Origin of the sequence: Novosphingobium capsulatum NBRC 12533 (genome assembly GCF_001598375.1) — a bacterium.
Lineage (GTDB): Bacteria > Pseudomonadota > Alphaproteobacteria > Sphingomonadales > Sphingomonadaceae > Novosphingobium > Novosphingobium capsulatum.
The window spans coordinates 12,266-27,884 of record NZ_BCYV01000021.1 but is presented as its reverse complement, the minus strand read 5'-3'; the positions used below and the strand labels follow the sequence as shown (position 1 = coordinate 27,884).

General features: G+C 61.6%; 19 protein-coding genes. 16 read left to right on the top strand and 3 right to left on the bottom strand.

The window, feature by feature from the left end; translation table 11 throughout:
- Positions 1-20 precede the first annotated feature (20 nt).
- The gene (locus tag SCA01S_RS17805; protein ID WP_024270007.1) at positions 21-359 is read left to right on the top strand and encodes a hypothetical protein; all 339 of its coding nucleotides are present in this window, start codon (positions 21-23) and stop codon (positions 357-359) included.
- Positions 360-370: 11 nt separating this feature from the next.
- Here the strand turns inward: SCA01S_RS17805 and SCA01S_RS17800 are convergent, their stop codons facing one another.
- Positions 371-1,666: a DUF8535 domain-containing protein gene (locus SCA01S_RS17800; RefSeq protein WP_062787946.1), complete on the bottom strand. Its 1,296-nt coding sequence runs from the start codon at positions 1,664-1,666 to the stop codon at positions 371-373.
- Positions 1,667-1,774: 108 nt separating this feature from the next.
- Here SCA01S_RS17800 and SCA01S_RS22960 point away from each other — a divergent pair, with 108 nt between their 5' ends.
- Positions 1,775-2,755 (top strand): lytic transglycosylase domain-containing protein, encoded by a 981-nt coding sequence (locus SCA01S_RS22960; RefSeq protein ID WP_062787944.1) that lies wholly within the window; start codon positions 1,775-1,777, stop codon positions 2,753-2,755.
- Here the strand turns inward: SCA01S_RS22960 and SCA01S_RS17790 are convergent.
- Together SCA01S_RS17790 and SCA01S_RS17785 are read right to left on the bottom strand one after the other, a co-directional pair.
- Positions 2,742-3,329 carry an XRE family transcriptional regulator gene (locus tag SCA01S_RS17790; protein ID WP_174544809.1) on the bottom strand — a complete coding sequence of 196 codons (588 nt, stop codon included), beginning with the start codon at positions 3,327-3,329 and terminating at the stop codon, positions 2,742-2,744. The two genes, SCA01S_RS22960 and SCA01S_RS17790, sit on opposite strands and share 14 nt — an antisense overlap.
- A 102-nt stretch (positions 3,330-3,431) precedes the next feature.
- Positions 3,432-3,896, bottom strand: a complete 465-nt coding sequence (locus tag SCA01S_RS17785; protein ID WP_174544808.1) for a hypothetical protein — start codon at positions 3,894-3,896, stop codon at positions 3,432-3,434.
- A 381-nt stretch (positions 3,897-4,277) separates the two neighbouring features.
- On the opposite strand from SCA01S_RS17785, the gene SCA01S_RS17780 reads away from it, so the two are divergent.
- Genes SCA01S_RS17780 through traU form a run of 14 tightly spaced genes read left to right on the top strand, consistent with a single transcriptional unit; the run spans position 4,278 to position 15,613 of the window.
- Positions 4,278-4,598, top strand: a complete 321-nt coding sequence (locus SCA01S_RS17780) for a TrbC/VirB2 family protein (RefSeq protein WP_062787943.1) — start codon at positions 4,278-4,280, stop codon at positions 4,596-4,598.
- 59 nt (positions 4,599-4,657) lie between these two features.
- The gene (gene traL / locus SCA01S_RS17775) at positions 4,658-4,948 is read left to right on the top strand and encodes a type IV conjugative transfer system protein TraL (RefSeq protein WP_062787941.1); all 291 of its coding nucleotides are present in this window, start codon (positions 4,658-4,660) and stop codon (positions 4,946-4,948) included.
- A gap of 1 nt (position 4,949) precedes the next feature.
- Entirely contained in the window at positions 4,950-5,516 is a 567-nt protein-coding gene (locus SCA01S_RS17770) for a type IV conjugative transfer system protein TraE (protein WP_062787940.1), read from the top strand.
- On the top strand, positions 5,516-6,325 hold the full coding sequence (locus SCA01S_RS17765; RefSeq protein WP_062787939.1) for a type-F conjugative transfer system secretin TraK: 810 nt from the start codon (positions 5,516-5,518) through the stop codon (positions 6,323-6,325). The genes SCA01S_RS17770 and SCA01S_RS17765 overlap by 1 nt, the downstream gene beginning before the upstream one ends.
- A gap of 1 nt (position 6,326) precedes the next feature.
- Positions 6,327-7,667: a TrbI/VirB10 family protein gene (locus SCA01S_RS17760; protein ID WP_062787937.1), complete on the top strand. Its 1,341-nt coding sequence runs from the start codon at positions 6,327-6,329 to the stop codon at positions 7,665-7,667.
- Positions 7,654-8,532, top strand: coding sequence for a DsbC family protein (locus SCA01S_RS17755; protein ID WP_062787935.1), 879 nt, complete (start codon positions 7,654-7,656; stop codon positions 8,530-8,532). The genes SCA01S_RS17760 and SCA01S_RS17755 overlap by 14 nt, the downstream gene beginning before the upstream one ends.
- Complete coding sequence (locus SCA01S_RS17750) at positions 8,529-9,530, top strand: TraV family lipoprotein (protein WP_245652755.1); 1,002 nt, start codon at positions 8,529-8,531, stop codon at positions 9,528-9,530. The genes SCA01S_RS17755 and SCA01S_RS17750 overlap by 4 nt, the downstream gene beginning before the upstream one ends.
- 1 nt (position 9,531) lies before the next feature.
- Entirely contained in the window at positions 9,532-12,123 is a 2,592-nt protein-coding gene (traC, locus tag SCA01S_RS17745) for a type IV secretion system protein TraC (RefSeq protein WP_062787932.1), read from the top strand.
- A gap of 5 nt (positions 12,124-12,128) precedes the next feature.
- Positions 12,129-12,488, top strand: a complete 360-nt coding sequence (locus SCA01S_RS17740; protein ID WP_062787930.1) for a hypothetical protein — start codon at positions 12,129-12,131, stop codon at positions 12,486-12,488.
- Complete coding sequence (locus SCA01S_RS17735; RefSeq protein WP_062787928.1) at positions 12,481-13,158, top strand: type-F conjugative transfer system protein TrbI; 678 nt, start codon at positions 12,481-12,483, stop codon at positions 13,156-13,158. Before SCA01S_RS17740 ends, SCA01S_RS17735 begins: the two co-directional genes overlap by 8 nt.
- Complete coding sequence (locus SCA01S_RS17730) at positions 13,139-13,675, top strand: S26 family signal peptidase (protein ID WP_062787926.1); 537 nt, start codon at positions 13,139-13,141, stop codon at positions 13,673-13,675. Before SCA01S_RS17735 ends, SCA01S_RS17730 begins: the two co-directional genes overlap by 20 nt.
- A complete protein-coding gene (gene traW, locus SCA01S_RS17725; protein WP_062787924.1) occupies positions 13,672-14,328 on the top strand; it encodes a type-F conjugative transfer system protein TraW in 657 nt (218 codons plus the stop codon). The genes SCA01S_RS17730 and traW overlap by 4 nt, the downstream gene beginning before the upstream one ends.
- Before the next feature lie 32 nt (positions 14,329-14,360).
- Positions 14,361-14,597, top strand: coding sequence for a hypothetical protein (locus SCA01S_RS17720; protein ID WP_369405416.1), 237 nt, complete (start codon positions 14,361-14,363; stop codon positions 14,595-14,597).
- Positions 14,594-15,613, top strand: coding sequence for a conjugal transfer pilus assembly protein TraU (gene traU / locus SCA01S_RS17715; protein WP_062787920.1), 1,020 nt, complete (start codon positions 14,594-14,596; stop codon positions 15,611-15,613). The genes SCA01S_RS17720 and traU overlap by 4 nt, the downstream gene beginning before the upstream one ends.
- Positions 15,614-15,619 lie beyond the last annotated feature (6 nt).

Sequence of the window (15,619 nt, the reverse complement as noted above, 5' to 3'; positions counted from 1 at the left end):
GGGAAGGGTGTTTGTGAGCCATGGAAGATGGCGGGAACGAGACCATTCCGTCGAATGTTACAAGCAAAGCGGATGGAGATTTGTGGATCGTGGCACATCTTTCGGCCGTGGAACTTCACAACTGGATCGCGCTCTATGCGGCGGCAGGGGTCTGCTGCGCGCTCGGGATGATCATGTCCCTGGGGCTCATTCTCGTCCAACTTTACCGCGAGCAGGCGTGGGCAACGCTCACTACAGGGCGCGGCCTTCTCCTTTTCATCCCTAATACCTGGTGGCGATGGCAGAAGCTCTACCTGCTTTCGACCCCGGTAACGCTTGGAATTGTGGGCGCCTTCGCCACGACATTGGCCTGGACTTAGCGCCATGCAGTCTAGTTAAGTCGGTGCAGCGCTTCGGCGATGAGCCGCGCGACCTGATCATCCTCAACATCCCTCGGGGTGATCGGAAGGGCGGGGGCGATCTGCTCGAGTGCCCGCTGCGTAGCCGGCGTCGATCCGATGCCAGCGTTACGAGGCATTGCCTGGATCACAAGCTGTCGGATTTCGCCCGTCGCCTGCGAGCGCGCTTCTACAAGAAAATCCGGCCGACAGGCCCCGAGCGGGGTCAGACGATCAAAGATCGGCTTCTCGAGAGCCAGATCGACGCCTTCGCGTGCGAGAACGCGCCTTGAGCGGAGAAGCGCTTGCAGCACTGCCCGCTCGAAATTGCTCTCTACCGGTATGAACCGCACGCCCGAATAGATTGGTTGGGCATAGGCACGCAGGGGCGCATAGCCGTGAGCTTCTGGATACTGTCCTATTACAACAATGACGAGATACGGCCCCTGGATCGAATTGTCGCGCACCGAGGGCGACTGGACGCGATTCGCGACGTCGATCGGCTCCGAACCGGCCGGGAAGATTGTCGAGCCCTGAAATGCCTTGGCAAAGAGGGCCAGAAACCCTTGCGGAGCGTGTCCGCGTGGCCATCGACGGCCGAGTTCGCGAATGCCGGCAAGGGCCCTTCTGCTGTGCAGGGCGTCCCCATGTGTCCAGAGCACTCGTCCCAGCTCGATGCCTGGCGCCACCTCAATCTTTGCCGCCGCGCGCGTAAGCGCCCTGAATTCCTCGCCGATCGTCCGCTCGGCGGTATCCTCCGAATATGGCGCCACCAAGTGCAGGCTAGCATTGTTCATCAAGCGCCAGAGCAGTCTTGCCAGCCGCGGTATGGACGCGTTGCGCGTGCGATCGTCACTCGCGTCGTTATCGGGGCGCTGTGCCAGCTTCTCCGGCGCAGGGCGGAGCACCTCAAAATAGCCGACCGGGGGATCGGCCGGCGTCAGCGGGTTGCGGGTCTGGGTGATGCGGTTGGTGACTTGGTCGCGGAAGAAGGGGCAAGTGGCGACGTGCTCCGGTCGTTTGGCGCTGGTGAGGCGACGCAGATAATAGGTCTCGGCCTCCGATAGAAATGCCGGCGTAAGAACAGGCGGAGTGCAATCGACACCGAGACAGTCGCAGGCAAGCCATTTGCCGCCGATGCGCGCCTGCTGCACCAAGGTGATTCCAGCATCCTCATCTTGGCGTGAGCCTTCGCCGACATACCAGCGGATCAGCGCGGATTGAAGCGTTGGGGGCAAGGGAATACGGGCGCCACCGAGCCCGCTGCTGTGTCGGTCAATCAACCACATGAGGCTGCCAATCGAAGCATAGTCGATAAATGCTTTCCCAGCTCGGCTCGGTTGACAACAAGAAACGGTTCGATCTCCACTTCGGTGATTGGTCAATCGGAGGTCGTTATGAGAGCGATACTGCTAATAAGCGCTGCCCTGATCAGCGGATCGTGCGCGACGGAAGCGGGTGCGCGTCCAAGCGAAAAATCCTCGAGAACGGCCCAAGTCATCGTGATGTCGACGGCGGCGGCGCCTACCAAGCGCCAAGGCGGGATCCCGCTGACGACCGGGACAGATCCGAATGGCGGCGAGCTCGTCCAGACGCTGGCTTCGGCACCGCTTCCTCCCGCGTTTAAAACGCATGATCTGAGCCGGCGCTGGGTAGCCTTTGAAATGGCCAGCAGCTTTGCTGCATCCGCTTTGCCGGTCGCAACCGAGACAAGGGATTTAGATCCATTCGCGCATGTCGGCGTCGCCACGATCCCAACCGATTCCGGCTTGTCGGCGGCTCCGATTGCCATCCCACAATGGATGAACGGGGGGGCGGCATTTGCGACCGCCCCCCGACGCATTTCGGCTCGCTGTCCCGCGTACGGCTATCAACCTGCCGGGTTTCTCGATGCAGGCACCGAGCTGAGACGGTCCGGCTACTATGGGATGATGAGCAGCATCGCCTGTGAATATGGAATACCGGTCGGCCTGTTCGACGCGATGATCATCAGAGAAAGCCGGTACGACGCGGGCGTCTTTTCCCCAAAAAGGGCATTTGGGCTGACACAGCTCATGCCCGACACTGCGGCGGGGCTTGGCGTGAATCGCTATGATGTCGAGCAAAATCTCCGCGGTGGCGCTCTCTATCTGCGTCAGCAACTCGACAGGTTCGGACAGGTGCATCTGGCGCTGGCGGCCTATAACGCCGGTCCGGGGCGGATCAGGAACGGAGCCTTGCCCAGGATCGCCGAGACACAGGCCTACGTCGAAAACGTCCTGCTTAACTGGCGCCGCTTGCTGGGATTCACGCCACCGAATTTGTCCCAGGACGTGAGGGCTTTGTCGGTCTTGCAAAGGCCGACGATAGCCCGAGCGGCGACGGTCACGTCATATTAGGGAGCAGCGGCTCAAACAAGTCCGTCGCCATTGCCGACATCCAGAGCAGAAGGCTCAGCGTTGATATGTGGGCAAGATGAGCGCGTCTCGCCATGACGGCACCCACCTCTTTGACCAGTTTCTCCACAACGGCCTGCCGCAGCGGGCCAGCCCATTCCTTGCGCACTTCGGTCCCGTCCATGCCCTCTATCTCGTCGAGCGCAGCCACCAGCATCGACGGCAGACCCTCGAAGAGTTCCGCGAGCATCGCGATTGATGTCTGGAAACGCTCGTCAAGGAAGAGCTTTGGATTGCGATAGGTCTCTACGGCGATGATGGCTTGGATGATATTGATGTCCAGCGCGTCGAGGATCTGCTGGAATTCAAATAGATACATGGCTGCCCGTTTGGCGGGATCATGATGAAGCAACAGTCCTAAGCGGGTCTTGCTGATACCTGTCTTGAGCGCCAGCTTACGCTGTCCGATGCCATGCTCCGACATCGCTTCAAGGATCAGCGGGATGAAGTCCCGCTGATCGGCGCCGGCTGAACAACAGCCTTCGTCCGAGGCCTCGATATGGGCAAAGGATGACAAATTACCGTCTCCTGTTGCACGTTCGGTATGAAACGAAACACAGGGGCAGCTACTAATCAACCCTCGGCATGGATGTGCGGTTACGATCAGCGTGGCCGTTAATTATCTGAATGGGACCACGTTATCTGGCGGATCGTCGTCGCCGGCGGGCTGTGAGGAGGAGACGCAAGCGGAACTATCCAGCCCAATTCTCTGAAGTATTTTCGCCGCCTTCTGATCGACAATGTAAAGAAACAGCATGATCGAGAGGGTGTCGCCCAAGCTGATCTCAGAGCCTAAGCCCTCCGAAATAAGACGTTTTGCTGCATCGAGGCTGTCTGCGCTCGACTTCGTGATTGTGAGATCGATGCGGATATCACCGGTAGTGGGTATTGCCGACAGATGATCGCGAATTGTCCTCGGATCGTGGGACTCCAGCGCACAAGGTAAGTGGACACGCGCCGCCAACAGGCTCTCAAGGGTCTGGTAGCATCGGGTCTCGTTCGAGCGGAGGCGCAGGCTCTCCGTCGTCAGATTGAACAGGTGCTCCGAAATGTTGAGCGCGAGCGTGCACTGATCTCCCGTCATCGAACCTGCACCAGGCTGTCCTTCATCAGCATGTCTTGAGTGCTCATATCGTCGACAAGAATTCTGCCCGGCCGACGGGAATTCACCGACTCCGGTTAGCGAATCTAACCTGAGCCATCGATGACGGCAATTATCAGCGCATATGCCGACTCGGGAAGTGGCCTGCCCCGGAAAAGGGGGCGGCTTGCCCCGACGTCGGGGGCATTGTGCCCCGCAGGCAGGGGCATGCCGCCCCGCAAGGCGGGGCGCCTCCTTGAACCGTTCAAGATTCTTTCGCGAGTCGAACATGGTTGGGGGGAAGTTCGTTGCCGCCCGCCGTTTGACCTGACCACCTTTTGATTGGGCGCGGATCAGTCGCGTTCCGTTTGAAGGGAAACTCTCATGCAGACTGTCCTCAAGTACAGCGGTCGTGCGGAGCTGGCGGTTCTCGCCCTCATCGCACTGGTGATCGCGCTGCTTCTTCTTGCCGGACCGGCCTTCGCCGGTGCCGACACCACGTTCGATACCGCCCTGACGAAGTTCACCGACTTCCTCGAAGGGTCGGGCGGCAAGATCATCACCGTCCTGTCGCTCGCCGGCGGCATCGTCGCGCTGGCATCGGGCCGCTTCTCGATGGGCCAGATCGCAATTCCGGTCGGCGTCGGTGTGGGCGCCGGGACCGGCATTCCGATCGTCACTTCCACCGTCACCGCAACGATCTGAACAGTCCAAGGGGCGGCCGGAATAGCAGATTCGGTCGGCCTGCGGGGGAGGGTGGTGTTATGGCCGCGGACAAGTACGTCATTCCGTCTCATCTGGATGATCCTGAGCTAATCGGGCTGTGGACGCTGGATGAGTTCCTGGCGATGGTGATTCCATTCGTCTGGGGTATCCTGTCTCAGCATATCCTTATCGGCATGTTGCTTGCGGGCGCTGGCTGGTGGGGACTGAAGAAGGCTAAGGCAGGGCGGGCGACCTCCTGGCTGCTGCACATGGCCTATTGGCATCTTCCGGCCGGCTTCACCGGCATGAAGGCCACGCCACCCTCCTATCTCCGGTTGATGGCGGGTTGAGATGGAGATTTCCTACACCCACGCCCAAAGCCAGCGAATCCTCAAACAGCGCAATATGCTGGTGGTCATTGCCGGCATCCTGGGTGCCCTTTGCGCGATCTTGGCGCTCATCACAGCTACTCGCGACCGTGAGGTGGTCCTTCAGCCAATTCTTGGATCCCCGCTGGTCGTGAACAGCGCCGGCGTGAGCCGAGAATATCTTGAACTGGTGACGCGCGACACAGCCGTGCTGACGCTCGACCGCAGCCCGGCGAATCTCGAATACTGGATGAAATCGGTCCTCGATATCACCGCGCCTAGCGCGCAGGGGAAGATCCGCGCCGACCTCATGAAGATCGTGAACGAACAGCGCGGATCATCGATCGCGCAGTTCTTCACCATCCAGCAGATGGAAATCGACCCGAAGAACCTGTGGTCGACCGTTACGGGCGATCTCCACACGATCGTCGGCAACAAGGTCGTCGCCAACGAACGTCGAACCTTCCGCTTCGATTGGCAATACTCCGGCCTGTCGCTGAAGCTTGTCGGCTTCGGAATGGTGACGACCGGCAAGGAAAAGGATCAGTGATGTCGGTCTATGCGATCGGCAGCGCCGCAGTCGGCGTTGTCTTCCTCTCCCGTGTCTACTGCGTGTTGAGCCGTTGCTTGGGCGCCGGGCTGGTGGCGTTGAGCTTCGTCCTGCTCGCCTCGCCGGCATGGGCGGATCAGACCGTCATGGCGGCGGATGGCAGCCAGGTGGACTGTGCCGCCTCGGCGAAGGATCTCACCAGGATCAGCCTTGTCGAAGACGAATTCGCATCGGTCTCGAAAATTTCGACAGGCAACCCGCAGGACGACTTCTCGGTCGTGAACGAGCCCGTGCGCGGAGATATCTACCTGTCTGTGCCCGATGGCTTCACCCGTCCGGCGCTCTCCTTCTTCGCCACGAGCAAGCGCGGCTATGTCTACAAGATCGTCTGCCGGATAGCTGGCGATCAGGCGGTGCAGCTGTTCATCTCGAACCCCGCGATCGCCAAAGCGAAGTCCGACGAGAATGGCACGCCAGAGGTGGCGGTCGCCGCCAACCCGCAGGAGGCCGCCGTCGAGCTCGTCCAGGCCATGTATTCGAACAGTGTCGCCGACGGCTACCAAATGCGCCAGCGCACGCTGCGGCCGGTCTACGTTGGCAACCTCAAGGTCCAAATGATCGCTGAATATCGGGGGTCGGCTCTGACCGGGCGGGTGCTGCGCATCGAGAACCGCGGCCCTGAACCCATCACGTTGAGCGAGGCGACGGTCGCGCCGACCAGTGCGCTCGCCGTCTCGATCGCCGAGCCGAAGCTCGATCCTGGGAAGGTCACGACGGCCTATCTCGTCTCACAAACCGGGAGGCAGTGACATGGCCTGGACCGATTTCCTCAAGCGCAAGCGCGAGCCCCTCGATGGTGGTGATGAGAATCCGGAGGGGGTTTCGCCGATCGCGGCCGATCTCTCTGCGAACGAAAGCGTGCGGAAGAAACAGCGGATGCTTCTCGCCGGCGTAGCCGGGGTCGGGCTCGTTGCATCATCCTTCTGGATCTTCGGGGACGACGACAAATCGAACAGCGCCGACAGCGACGAGACGGCCAAGGTCCAGGTGTCAACCAAGGACATGGTCAACAAGAACCTCAACCAGCAGGAGTGGATGGCGCTCTCTGAGAACCAGATGCAATCGGTCGAGAACCAGCTGAAATCAGTCAACGGCCAGCAGCAGCGTATGGATCAGCTCTCGCAGCAGATCGAGCTGTTGAAGGGCGAAAACCAAGCTATGCGCGCGGATGGCTCCCGCGTTCTTTCTGCCTACCAGCAAGAGAATGAAGCGCTGCGTCGGGAAGTTGCCGCCGCTCGCACTGCGCCGCCTCCCGCGCCCGGGCCCAGCGCGATGTACGGACCAGGCGGAACGCAGGCCTATCAACGTCCGGATAGCCCAGGCGCCCCTGGTGCCGGTCGCGCGATGCCGATGGCGGCCAGCGCGGAGGTAAAGTTGGTGAGCTTCCAGACGGCCGACACAGGCAATGCGACCCGTGTGGCAAAGGGAACGACGACGTTCAGCGACAGCATCAACTATTTGCCGCCGAACAGCTTCGCGAGCGCCAAGGTGATCGTTGGGGTCGATGCAAGCGCGGGGGTGAACAGCCAGACCGATCCGCTGCCGGTGGTGCTGCGCGTCACTGGCCCGGCGCGCTCAGTCTATCAGAACGGTCGGCTCCTCACGACGAAGATCGAAGGCTGTCTCGTCAACGGCGCCGCGCGCGGCGAACTTTCGAGCGAGAAGGTCTACGTCAAGCTGCAAAAAATGACCTGCCCCCAGCCTGGTGGGCGCTACGCGGTCTCGGAGGTGAAAGGCTTCATCGCGTTCGGAGGCAAGACCGGCGTGCGCGGCCGGGTAGTGAGCCGCGAAGGATCACTGGCGATGCAAGCCTTCCTGGCCGGTCTGGTCAGTGGCGGCGGCAATGCGCTCAACACTGCCTTCAATCAGCCGCTCGCAAGTATCAGCACCGACGGAGAAGGGGGCCTCAATCGCACGCCGAACTTCGGCAGCGTGGGTTTGCGCGCGCTCGGCGGCGGCGCCGCTGAGTCCGGCAAGGACGTCTCGAAATATCTGATCGAGCGCGCTGAGCAATATCAACCCGTCATCGAGATGCCGACCGGCATCGACGTGGAAATTGTCTTCTTGGAGGGTGTCTATGTCCGCAACTGATCGTTTGCGAAAGCTCCGCGCGCTCGCGCGTCCAGCCCCAGTCGTGGCGGCGATAGGCGCACTCTGCATCGCCGGAATTGCCCTTGCAGCTGACGTGGCCGGCAAGGACGAAGCCAAGGTCAGCCTTCTCCTCAAAACGAGGCTTCCCAAGACCCCGCTTACGAAGGTTGACTGCGAGAAGATCGACGGCCTGTGCGAGGTAACGGCCGGCGCAAATCTCTTCTACGTCAATCATGGTGCGCGATATCTGATCATCGGCCATGTCTACGATATGGAGACGCGCCAGGACCTGACAGCGGCCCGGCTGCTGGAAATCAACCCGGATATGCTTGTGGGAGGGGCCGCCAAGGCGAACGCCGTGGCCGCCGAAGGGGGAGAAGCCGACGGGGCGACGACGCCTGTCGGTAAACCAGGGAAAGTGACCGCGCCGGTGCGGCCGGTTGTTCTGAACCTGTCGGGTCTTCCGTCTGATGGCGCGATCGTCTGGGGCAATCGCACCGCGAAGCAAAGCGTCACGATCTTCACCGATTTTCGCTGCGGCTATTGCAGGGCGCTGACGAACGTGTTGCGCGGCATGGATGTGAAGGTCGTCGAGCGGCCGATCTCCGTTCTTGGCAGCCGGGATATCGCGGATCGTGTCTATTGCTCGAAGAATCAGGAGCAGGCGCTGCACGCCGCCTATGCCGGTGAGCCGTTCAAGGGGCCGACGGCGTGTGACACCAAGGGACTCGACGCCAATGAACGGTTCGCACGCGAGCATGGACTCAACGCGACGCCGATCATCGTTCGAGGCGATGGTGCCGTGCTTGAGGGGTATCGGCCAAAGGAATTCCTCGAAGCCTGGCTGCGGGGAGGCCAGTCGTGAAGGCGGTGCGGCTCGATCGGGCACCGTTGCTTCGCGGCTCGACAGCACTAGCGGCGCTCAGCCTTCTAGGAGGATGTGCGACCTTCGGCAGCAATGTGAAGGGGAGCTTCTCGTGCGCCGCGCCGGACGGTATCTGCGCACCGTCAGCTTCGATCGACGACCGGGCGCTGGCCATGATCGCGGAGCAGGGTGCAGTTGGCGACCCCTCGCCAGCGAGCGGGCCGCCCCGCCGCCTCTCGTCAAAGCCGTCCCGCACAGCGTCGTCCAGTCACGTAATTCCGGTCTCGCCACTCGATGCTCGCCGCACGCAAGAGCGCGTGCTGCGCATCATTTTCCAACCCTATATCGATGAGCGTGGTCGGCTCCATGAGGCGAGCGCGATCCATGCGGTGGTCCAGAGCGGAGAGTGGCAGCAGCAGGTGCTGGCCGACGCGACATCGATCCCGGATCGCAACGCCATCGCGGCTGGCCCGCAACCGGAATCGCTCGCCGATGCCGTAGATCGCGCAGACCTCGCGACGATCGAGGCCGGGGGCATGGATCCCAATCTTCCCGATCCTGCGGTCGTCGCCGCGGCGCGCGCTCGGCGCATCGACCCGGTCAAAGCGATCCAGAACGACGTTGCGGCCCGCCTAGCCCCCAAGGCGGGCCGCACACCAACGCCCATCCCAAGGGAGATCGGCAAGCGGCAAGCGGAGACCCGAAGTGTCGATGGAGCGGCGCAAGCGATCCCAGCCTCTAAGCTGAAAGTCGACGGTTCGTCGACGCCGCCTGTATCCGACGCCGCCGCCGTACCTGTATCCGCTCCGAAGACGACGGTCGGCGCTGAAGCGCTGTCCCGGATCAAGGCCTCTCCGGCATTCCACGAACGGGCTGCCCAAGCGGAGAGCGACGCGCGAGCTGCCGGTCAAACCGGCGGCGTTCCTGCAACGAACGTCAAGGCGCAGCCGACAATCGGCGCGGCGGGTTTCCCTGCCGTGGTGCCGGAGGATAAATGAAATGGCACGCGGCTTTCTGGATGAGCTGTTGTCGGGCATCTTCGGAGACACCAAGCGGCCCGACGTGCAGCGTCCGGACCTCTCAATCCCGATGCTGGCGCACTGGCTGCCTTATCGCAGCTATGATCCCAAGACGGGAATCTTCTATAACAGCGCGTCACGGGGTTTCGTCATCGAAGCCGCGCCACTCGTGGGAGCCGACGAGCGCACCGGCGAGATCCTGTCGCAATTTATGTCCGAAGGCGTCCCGGCGCCTGGATGTCTTCAAATCCATCAATGGATGTCGCCGCGCATAGGAGAGCGCCTGTCCAAGTGGTATGTCCCGCGCTACTCGGCGCGCGGCGTCTATGAACGGATGGCAAAGCATCGGGTCGATTTTCTCACGGATGGCGTCTGGGAATCGCTCTCGGCCGATGCACCCTTCTGCCTGCGCAATCACCGCGTCGCGATCTCCTATTCAACCCCGGAATCATCCTCCATAACGGTCGAACAGATCGTCTCGCTGATGGACGGGCTGATTTCCGCGCTCCAGTCGGTGAACGTCGCGGCGCGCAGGATGGATCCCGTAGCCCTTATCGGGTGGATCGACGACATTACTTCTCCAACGACAGCGGCCGGCGAGGACGCCGTCAGCTACAACCCCCTCGATCCCATCGCCGATCAGGCAATCCGCCGAGACATCGAACTGCATATCGAGCCGGACCGGATGCTGCTGCGGACCGAGCGCTTTCGGCCGACGGGCAAGACGTTGAAGGGCGCGCCGGAGATCGGTGAGATTTATCCGGACGTGTTCGACGTGCGCTCCTTCTCGGTGCGCAATCTCCCGAGCCGTTGGGCGCCGTGGGATGTGACGCGGCTGATCGGCGACATGTTCACCGACAAGCTGCGCATGCCCTGTCCGGTCGCGACCAATCTTTGCATCGAGTTTCCCGACCAGCAGGCCTCAACCAACAAGGCCAGCTACAAGTTCATGCGCACCACCAGCCTGGCCGATTCCAAGTCGTCGCGATTTCTGCCTCAACTCCGCGAACAGTCGCAGGAATGGCGCTACGTCAACGAGGAAATTCGACAAGGCCGCAAGCTCGTGCGCGTATTCTTCAGCGCCACGTCATTCTCGCCCAAAGGGCAGGGCGACAGCAACGAGCGCGTCCTGAAATCGATCTACCGAGCCGCAGGCTGGGACCTGCTCGATGATCGATATCTCCAAGTCATGGGTCTGCTTTGCGCGATGCCGATGACGATGGCGAATGGTCTGTCGAAAGATCTTGAACGCATGAAGCGGATGCGCACCCTGCTCACGACGACGGCCGCCAATCTTGCGCCGCTGCAGGGCGAGTATCTCGGCGGAACCATACCGCATTTGCTACTCATCGGCCGCCGCGGCCAGCCCTTCTTCTGGAGCCCATTCGAAAACAGCGCGGGCAACCACAACGTCGCGGTGTTCGGCAAGTCGGGATCCGGCAAGTCGGTGGCGTTGCAGGAGCTTTGCGGCTCATTGTGCGGCGCCGGGGCGCGCGTGGTAGTGATCGACGACGGACGGTCGTTCGAGCATTCGGCGAAGTTGCAAGGCGGCGCTTTTGTCGAGTTCACCATGAGCTCGGGCTTCTGCCTGAATCCGTTTTCAATGATCGACGAAACGCAGGCTGTCGAAGACGAGGATTATCTTCTCGACTGCATGGCGATGCTGAAAGCGATCATCAACCAGATGTCGCGGCATATAAATCTACTCGACGATACGGAACGTGGCCTGATCGACGGAGCGGTGAATCAGGTCTGGGAAGCGCACGGAAGCCGTGGCTCGATCGATCTGGTAATCGAGGCGCTCGAGGCGACAGGGAACGGGCTCGCGGTCAATCTCGCGATCGCGATGCGACCCTTCTCATCCGGCGGAACTTATGGCCGCTTTTTCCAGGGAGAGGTTTCGTTCGAGCTTAAATCTCAGCTCACCGTCTTCGAATTATCCGACCTGTCCGCGCGTGAGGAACTGCGCAGCGTTGTCCTCACGGCGATCATGTTCATGTCGCAGCAGATGATGCGCAAGCTCGATCGCTCGATTCCAAAGGCGCTGCTTCTCGATGAAGCGTGGCAAATGCTCCGTGGGGGTGCGATGGCCGATTTCATCGAGACCTATGCGCGCACATGCCGGAAATATGGCGCCTCCCTCGTCACGGCGACGCAGTCGCTGAACGACTACTACAAATCGGCCGGTTCGATAGCCGCGCTCGAAAACTCCGACTGGTTCGTGATCCTTCAGCAGAAACCGGAGACAATCGCGGACTTCAAGAAGCACGATCGTTTCGAAATGGACGATTATACGGACGCCCTGCTTCGTTCACTGAAGCGTAACGGCTTCGAATATTCCGACATCATGATCAAAGGGCCTGATACCTTGGCTGTTGGCCGTCTGGTGCTGGATCCTTATTCGGCGACCCTCTTCTCTTCGAGCCCCAAAACCTTCGCCGCGATCGACGCGCTCATCGCGGAAGGTTTGAGCATCGATGAGGCGATCGAGCGGATCGCCTTCCCCGACAATCCTGAAAAATGGGTGAGCAGCCTCGTCCCGGCGGACGAGGCTGCCATCGCGGCGGAGTAGCGACGATGGCAGCACGCCCGGACAGCGGAACACATCGACGGATCGTTGGCTTCACCCGGCGCGAATGGCAGAGCACGCTCTATTTCCTGCTGCATGGTCTCGGGTTCCTGGCTTCCACGTTGCTGATCACCTGGGGGCTGTTCTGCCTCTTCTTCCTCGCGATCGGCGGCTTCTCGTTCGATGGCTTCGTCCACCAGCTGAACAATTTCACGACGCGCTACGTCGCCGCCGATCCGGCTCGGACCGGCGCTTTCCTTAACATGTTCGCGATTGCGCACATGATCCTGTCCACCGCCGTCATCGCCTTTCGCGCCGATCGCATCCTGCCTCCGCGCGATGAAGAGGGAGCCTCGCGTCATGGCTGAACAACCTCAACTCGACTTTCCCGTTCCACCCTCTGCGCCTGACGTTCGTGAAGCGAAGCGCAAGATCGGGTTCGGCGGGTTCACTCGCGGCCAGATCTTTCTCGGGCTGGTGCTGGTTGCGACCATCGTCTGGGGGATGTGGGTGACCCGCGCACTAACCCAGTCGAAACAGGACCATATCGTCTCAGCGCGACTTTCGTCGCTGGTGGGCGACTATGTCGAAGCCCAGCGCTACTCGGGTTCGCCGCCCGATCGCGTGCGGGCCGAGATGCAGGCGTTCATGTCATCGCTCGACACCGAGCTGCAGCGTCGTAGCCAAAGCGGTCAGATTGTCCTTGTTGGTGAAGCGGTGCTCACCAAGAACGTGCCGGATATCACCGATAGCCTGAAGAAGGCCGTCTTCGCTGCCGGAGTGCCCGAGCCCAAACGCCTTTCGGTCGAAGAGTTGCAGCGGATGCAGGAGCTGGCAGCAGCGCAGTCCGCAGTGGCAGCATCGCGAGCAGCACCACTGGCGACGCCGGGCGCCGCTGTCGATCCCATGGCTGGTGTAGCGGACATCGGGCCGCTGGCACCGGTGGCGCCCAATGCACCGTCGCAGCGGGTTCCCGCGCAAGTGTCCGGCGCATCGGTCTCGACCTTCGGAGGTCCCGATGGCAACGGCGGCCAATGAAATCGAGCCCCTGCGCTGGCGGCCGCGGAAGCGTTTATGGGGGGCGCTGGCGGCAGCTGTAATCGGCACCGTCGTGTTTGGTGCGATCAGCGGATGGCGCGACGACCACGTCCTTCTCGTAAATGTAACGGACTCGCTGCCGAACTGGGCGTTTCTCATCCACCGCAAGCAGGTCCCGGCGCGGGGACAGTTCGTCTTCTTCGATCCGCCCCACACCAATCTCGTGCGCCGGCATTTCGGTGCCAAGCCGCAGATGTTCGGTAAAATCGTCTATGGCATGCCGGGCGACGTCGTCGCACACAACGGTTCGGTCGTGACGATCAACGGCAAACCCGTCGGTCGCATGAAGCCGCAGACCAGGGATGGCGAGCCGCTCACGGTAGGCGCCGTCGGCGCTATCCCTGCGGGTTGCTATTATGTCGGCTCGCCCCACCCCGATGGCTTCGACAGCCGGTACGCCGACATTGGCTTCGTCTGCGCGCGCCAGATCATTGGCATTGGGAAGGCTATCCTATGAAGCAGATTCTTGCTGGTGTGGCGGCGGCCGCCATCCTTATCACGGGGGTCGCTTTCGGCATTCCGGTCCGCACCGAGGCGCGTGACTATGGCCAGACCGGTCAGGCCTTTCCTGTGATCGAGCCGGACCTGCTGGCGACGATCGAGACCAGGCTGAAGCGCGCGGAAGCGAGCGGCGAGCTCGCGCGAACCAACGAGATGTTCGTCAAGCGTGCCGAAGCCAAGGTGCGGCGGCCGACGCCTGTCGGCGGGATCACACCAGCGCGCGAGGCGCGGGAATGGGATTTCGATCCCACCGTCCAGGTCGAACATGATGTTCGCGACCAGAAGGGCAACCTCATCGCGGCGGCCGGACACCGGATCAATCCACTCGATTTCGTTGCGATCCGACAGGACCTCGTATTCATCGACGGGGATGACGTCGCTCAGATTGCTTGGGCGACGGCCCGGTACACTGACCTCAACGCCAAGATCATTTTCGTGAGCGGATCGCCGATTGCAGCGATGACAAGCCGAAAACGGCGCTTCTACTTCGATCAGGAGGGCAAGCTCAGCGCGCGATTCAAGATCGAGCATACACCCGCCGTCGTTCACCAGACTAGCCGCGTCATGCGCGTTTCTGAGCACGTGTTGCGTAAAGGGAGGCCAGGCTGATGCCCTTATGGCTCGACCTTCTGCGCACACCTATGGCCGCGCCCGAAACCGCAACGCTCAAACGGATGCGCCTCGTCTGGCAGAGCCTCTGTTTCTCGACCGCGGCCGGTGCTGCATTTTTCGGCCCGATTCACCGCGCGGTCGGCCGCGGCGCATCAGGCGGGATGGCGATCCTCCTGTCTGTCTGCGTCCTTTGGACCGCGTTCTACTTCATCAGGAAGCATAGCGCGGACAGCGCCTACCTCGACACCTTGGGGAATAAGGAATGATGCGCTGGCTCCGCTCTATCGTGACCGCACTTGCGCTCGTTTTGGCCATCGGGGCTTTCGCGCCTCGAGCCGAGGCCGCGCCGACCTGCAATGGCAAGTTTGTCAACCCTATCACGGATGTCTGCTGGTCATGCCTTTTCCCGCTTTCCGTCGGCGCACTGAAGATCTGGCCGAGCAGTCGACCAGATCCTGGCAATCCGGCCTCGCCGATTTGCGCCTGCGCTGACCCGCTTCCACGCATCGGCATTTCGGTTGGCTTTTGGGAGCCCGCCCGGCTCGCAGATGTTACGATGAAGCCGTGGTGCTTTCCGAACCTTGGAGGCATCCGAATCGCTCCCGGGTTCGACATCGGCCAGGGATATCTGGCGGGTCCGTCGATGGTAGGCGGCCGATCCCAAAGCACGGCCAAGTGGCATGTCCATTGGTACGTCTATCCGCTGCTTTACTGGATGGAGATCCTGACCGACTTCGTCTGCTTCGAGCAAGCCTCGTTCGACATCGCATACATCACCGAAATCGATCCGCTCTGGCAGGACGACTCGCTTGCCGCGCTGATCAACCCTGAGGCGATCGTTTTCGCCAATCCGATCGCGCAAGCAGCCTGTGCGGGCGACTGCATCGCCGGCACCGTCAACCTTCCTCTCGACCCCCTCTTCTGGTGTGCAGGCTGCCAGGGATCGATGTACCCGCTGAATGGCAATATCCCATCCTCGATCGGGCATGTGCAGTCATCCCGGCTCGCGGTTTCACGGTTTGCCTACAAGATGCACCGCGAAGCGCTGGCCTGGGGCACGATGGGTTCGAAGGGGCTCTGCGGAAAGTACCTCATGCCGATCATGCGGAAGCAACAATATCGCTTCCAGATGGTCAACCCGATCCCCACGGTCAGTGGCCGCTTCGCCTGCTCGGCGATCGGCGCATCCACGATGCCGCCCGACGCTGGCCGCGCCTATCCCGCCGGCGGCGAGGACATGGGCTACCTCGTGTGGCGCAAGCGCAACTGCTGTGTGTTTTAGGAGATC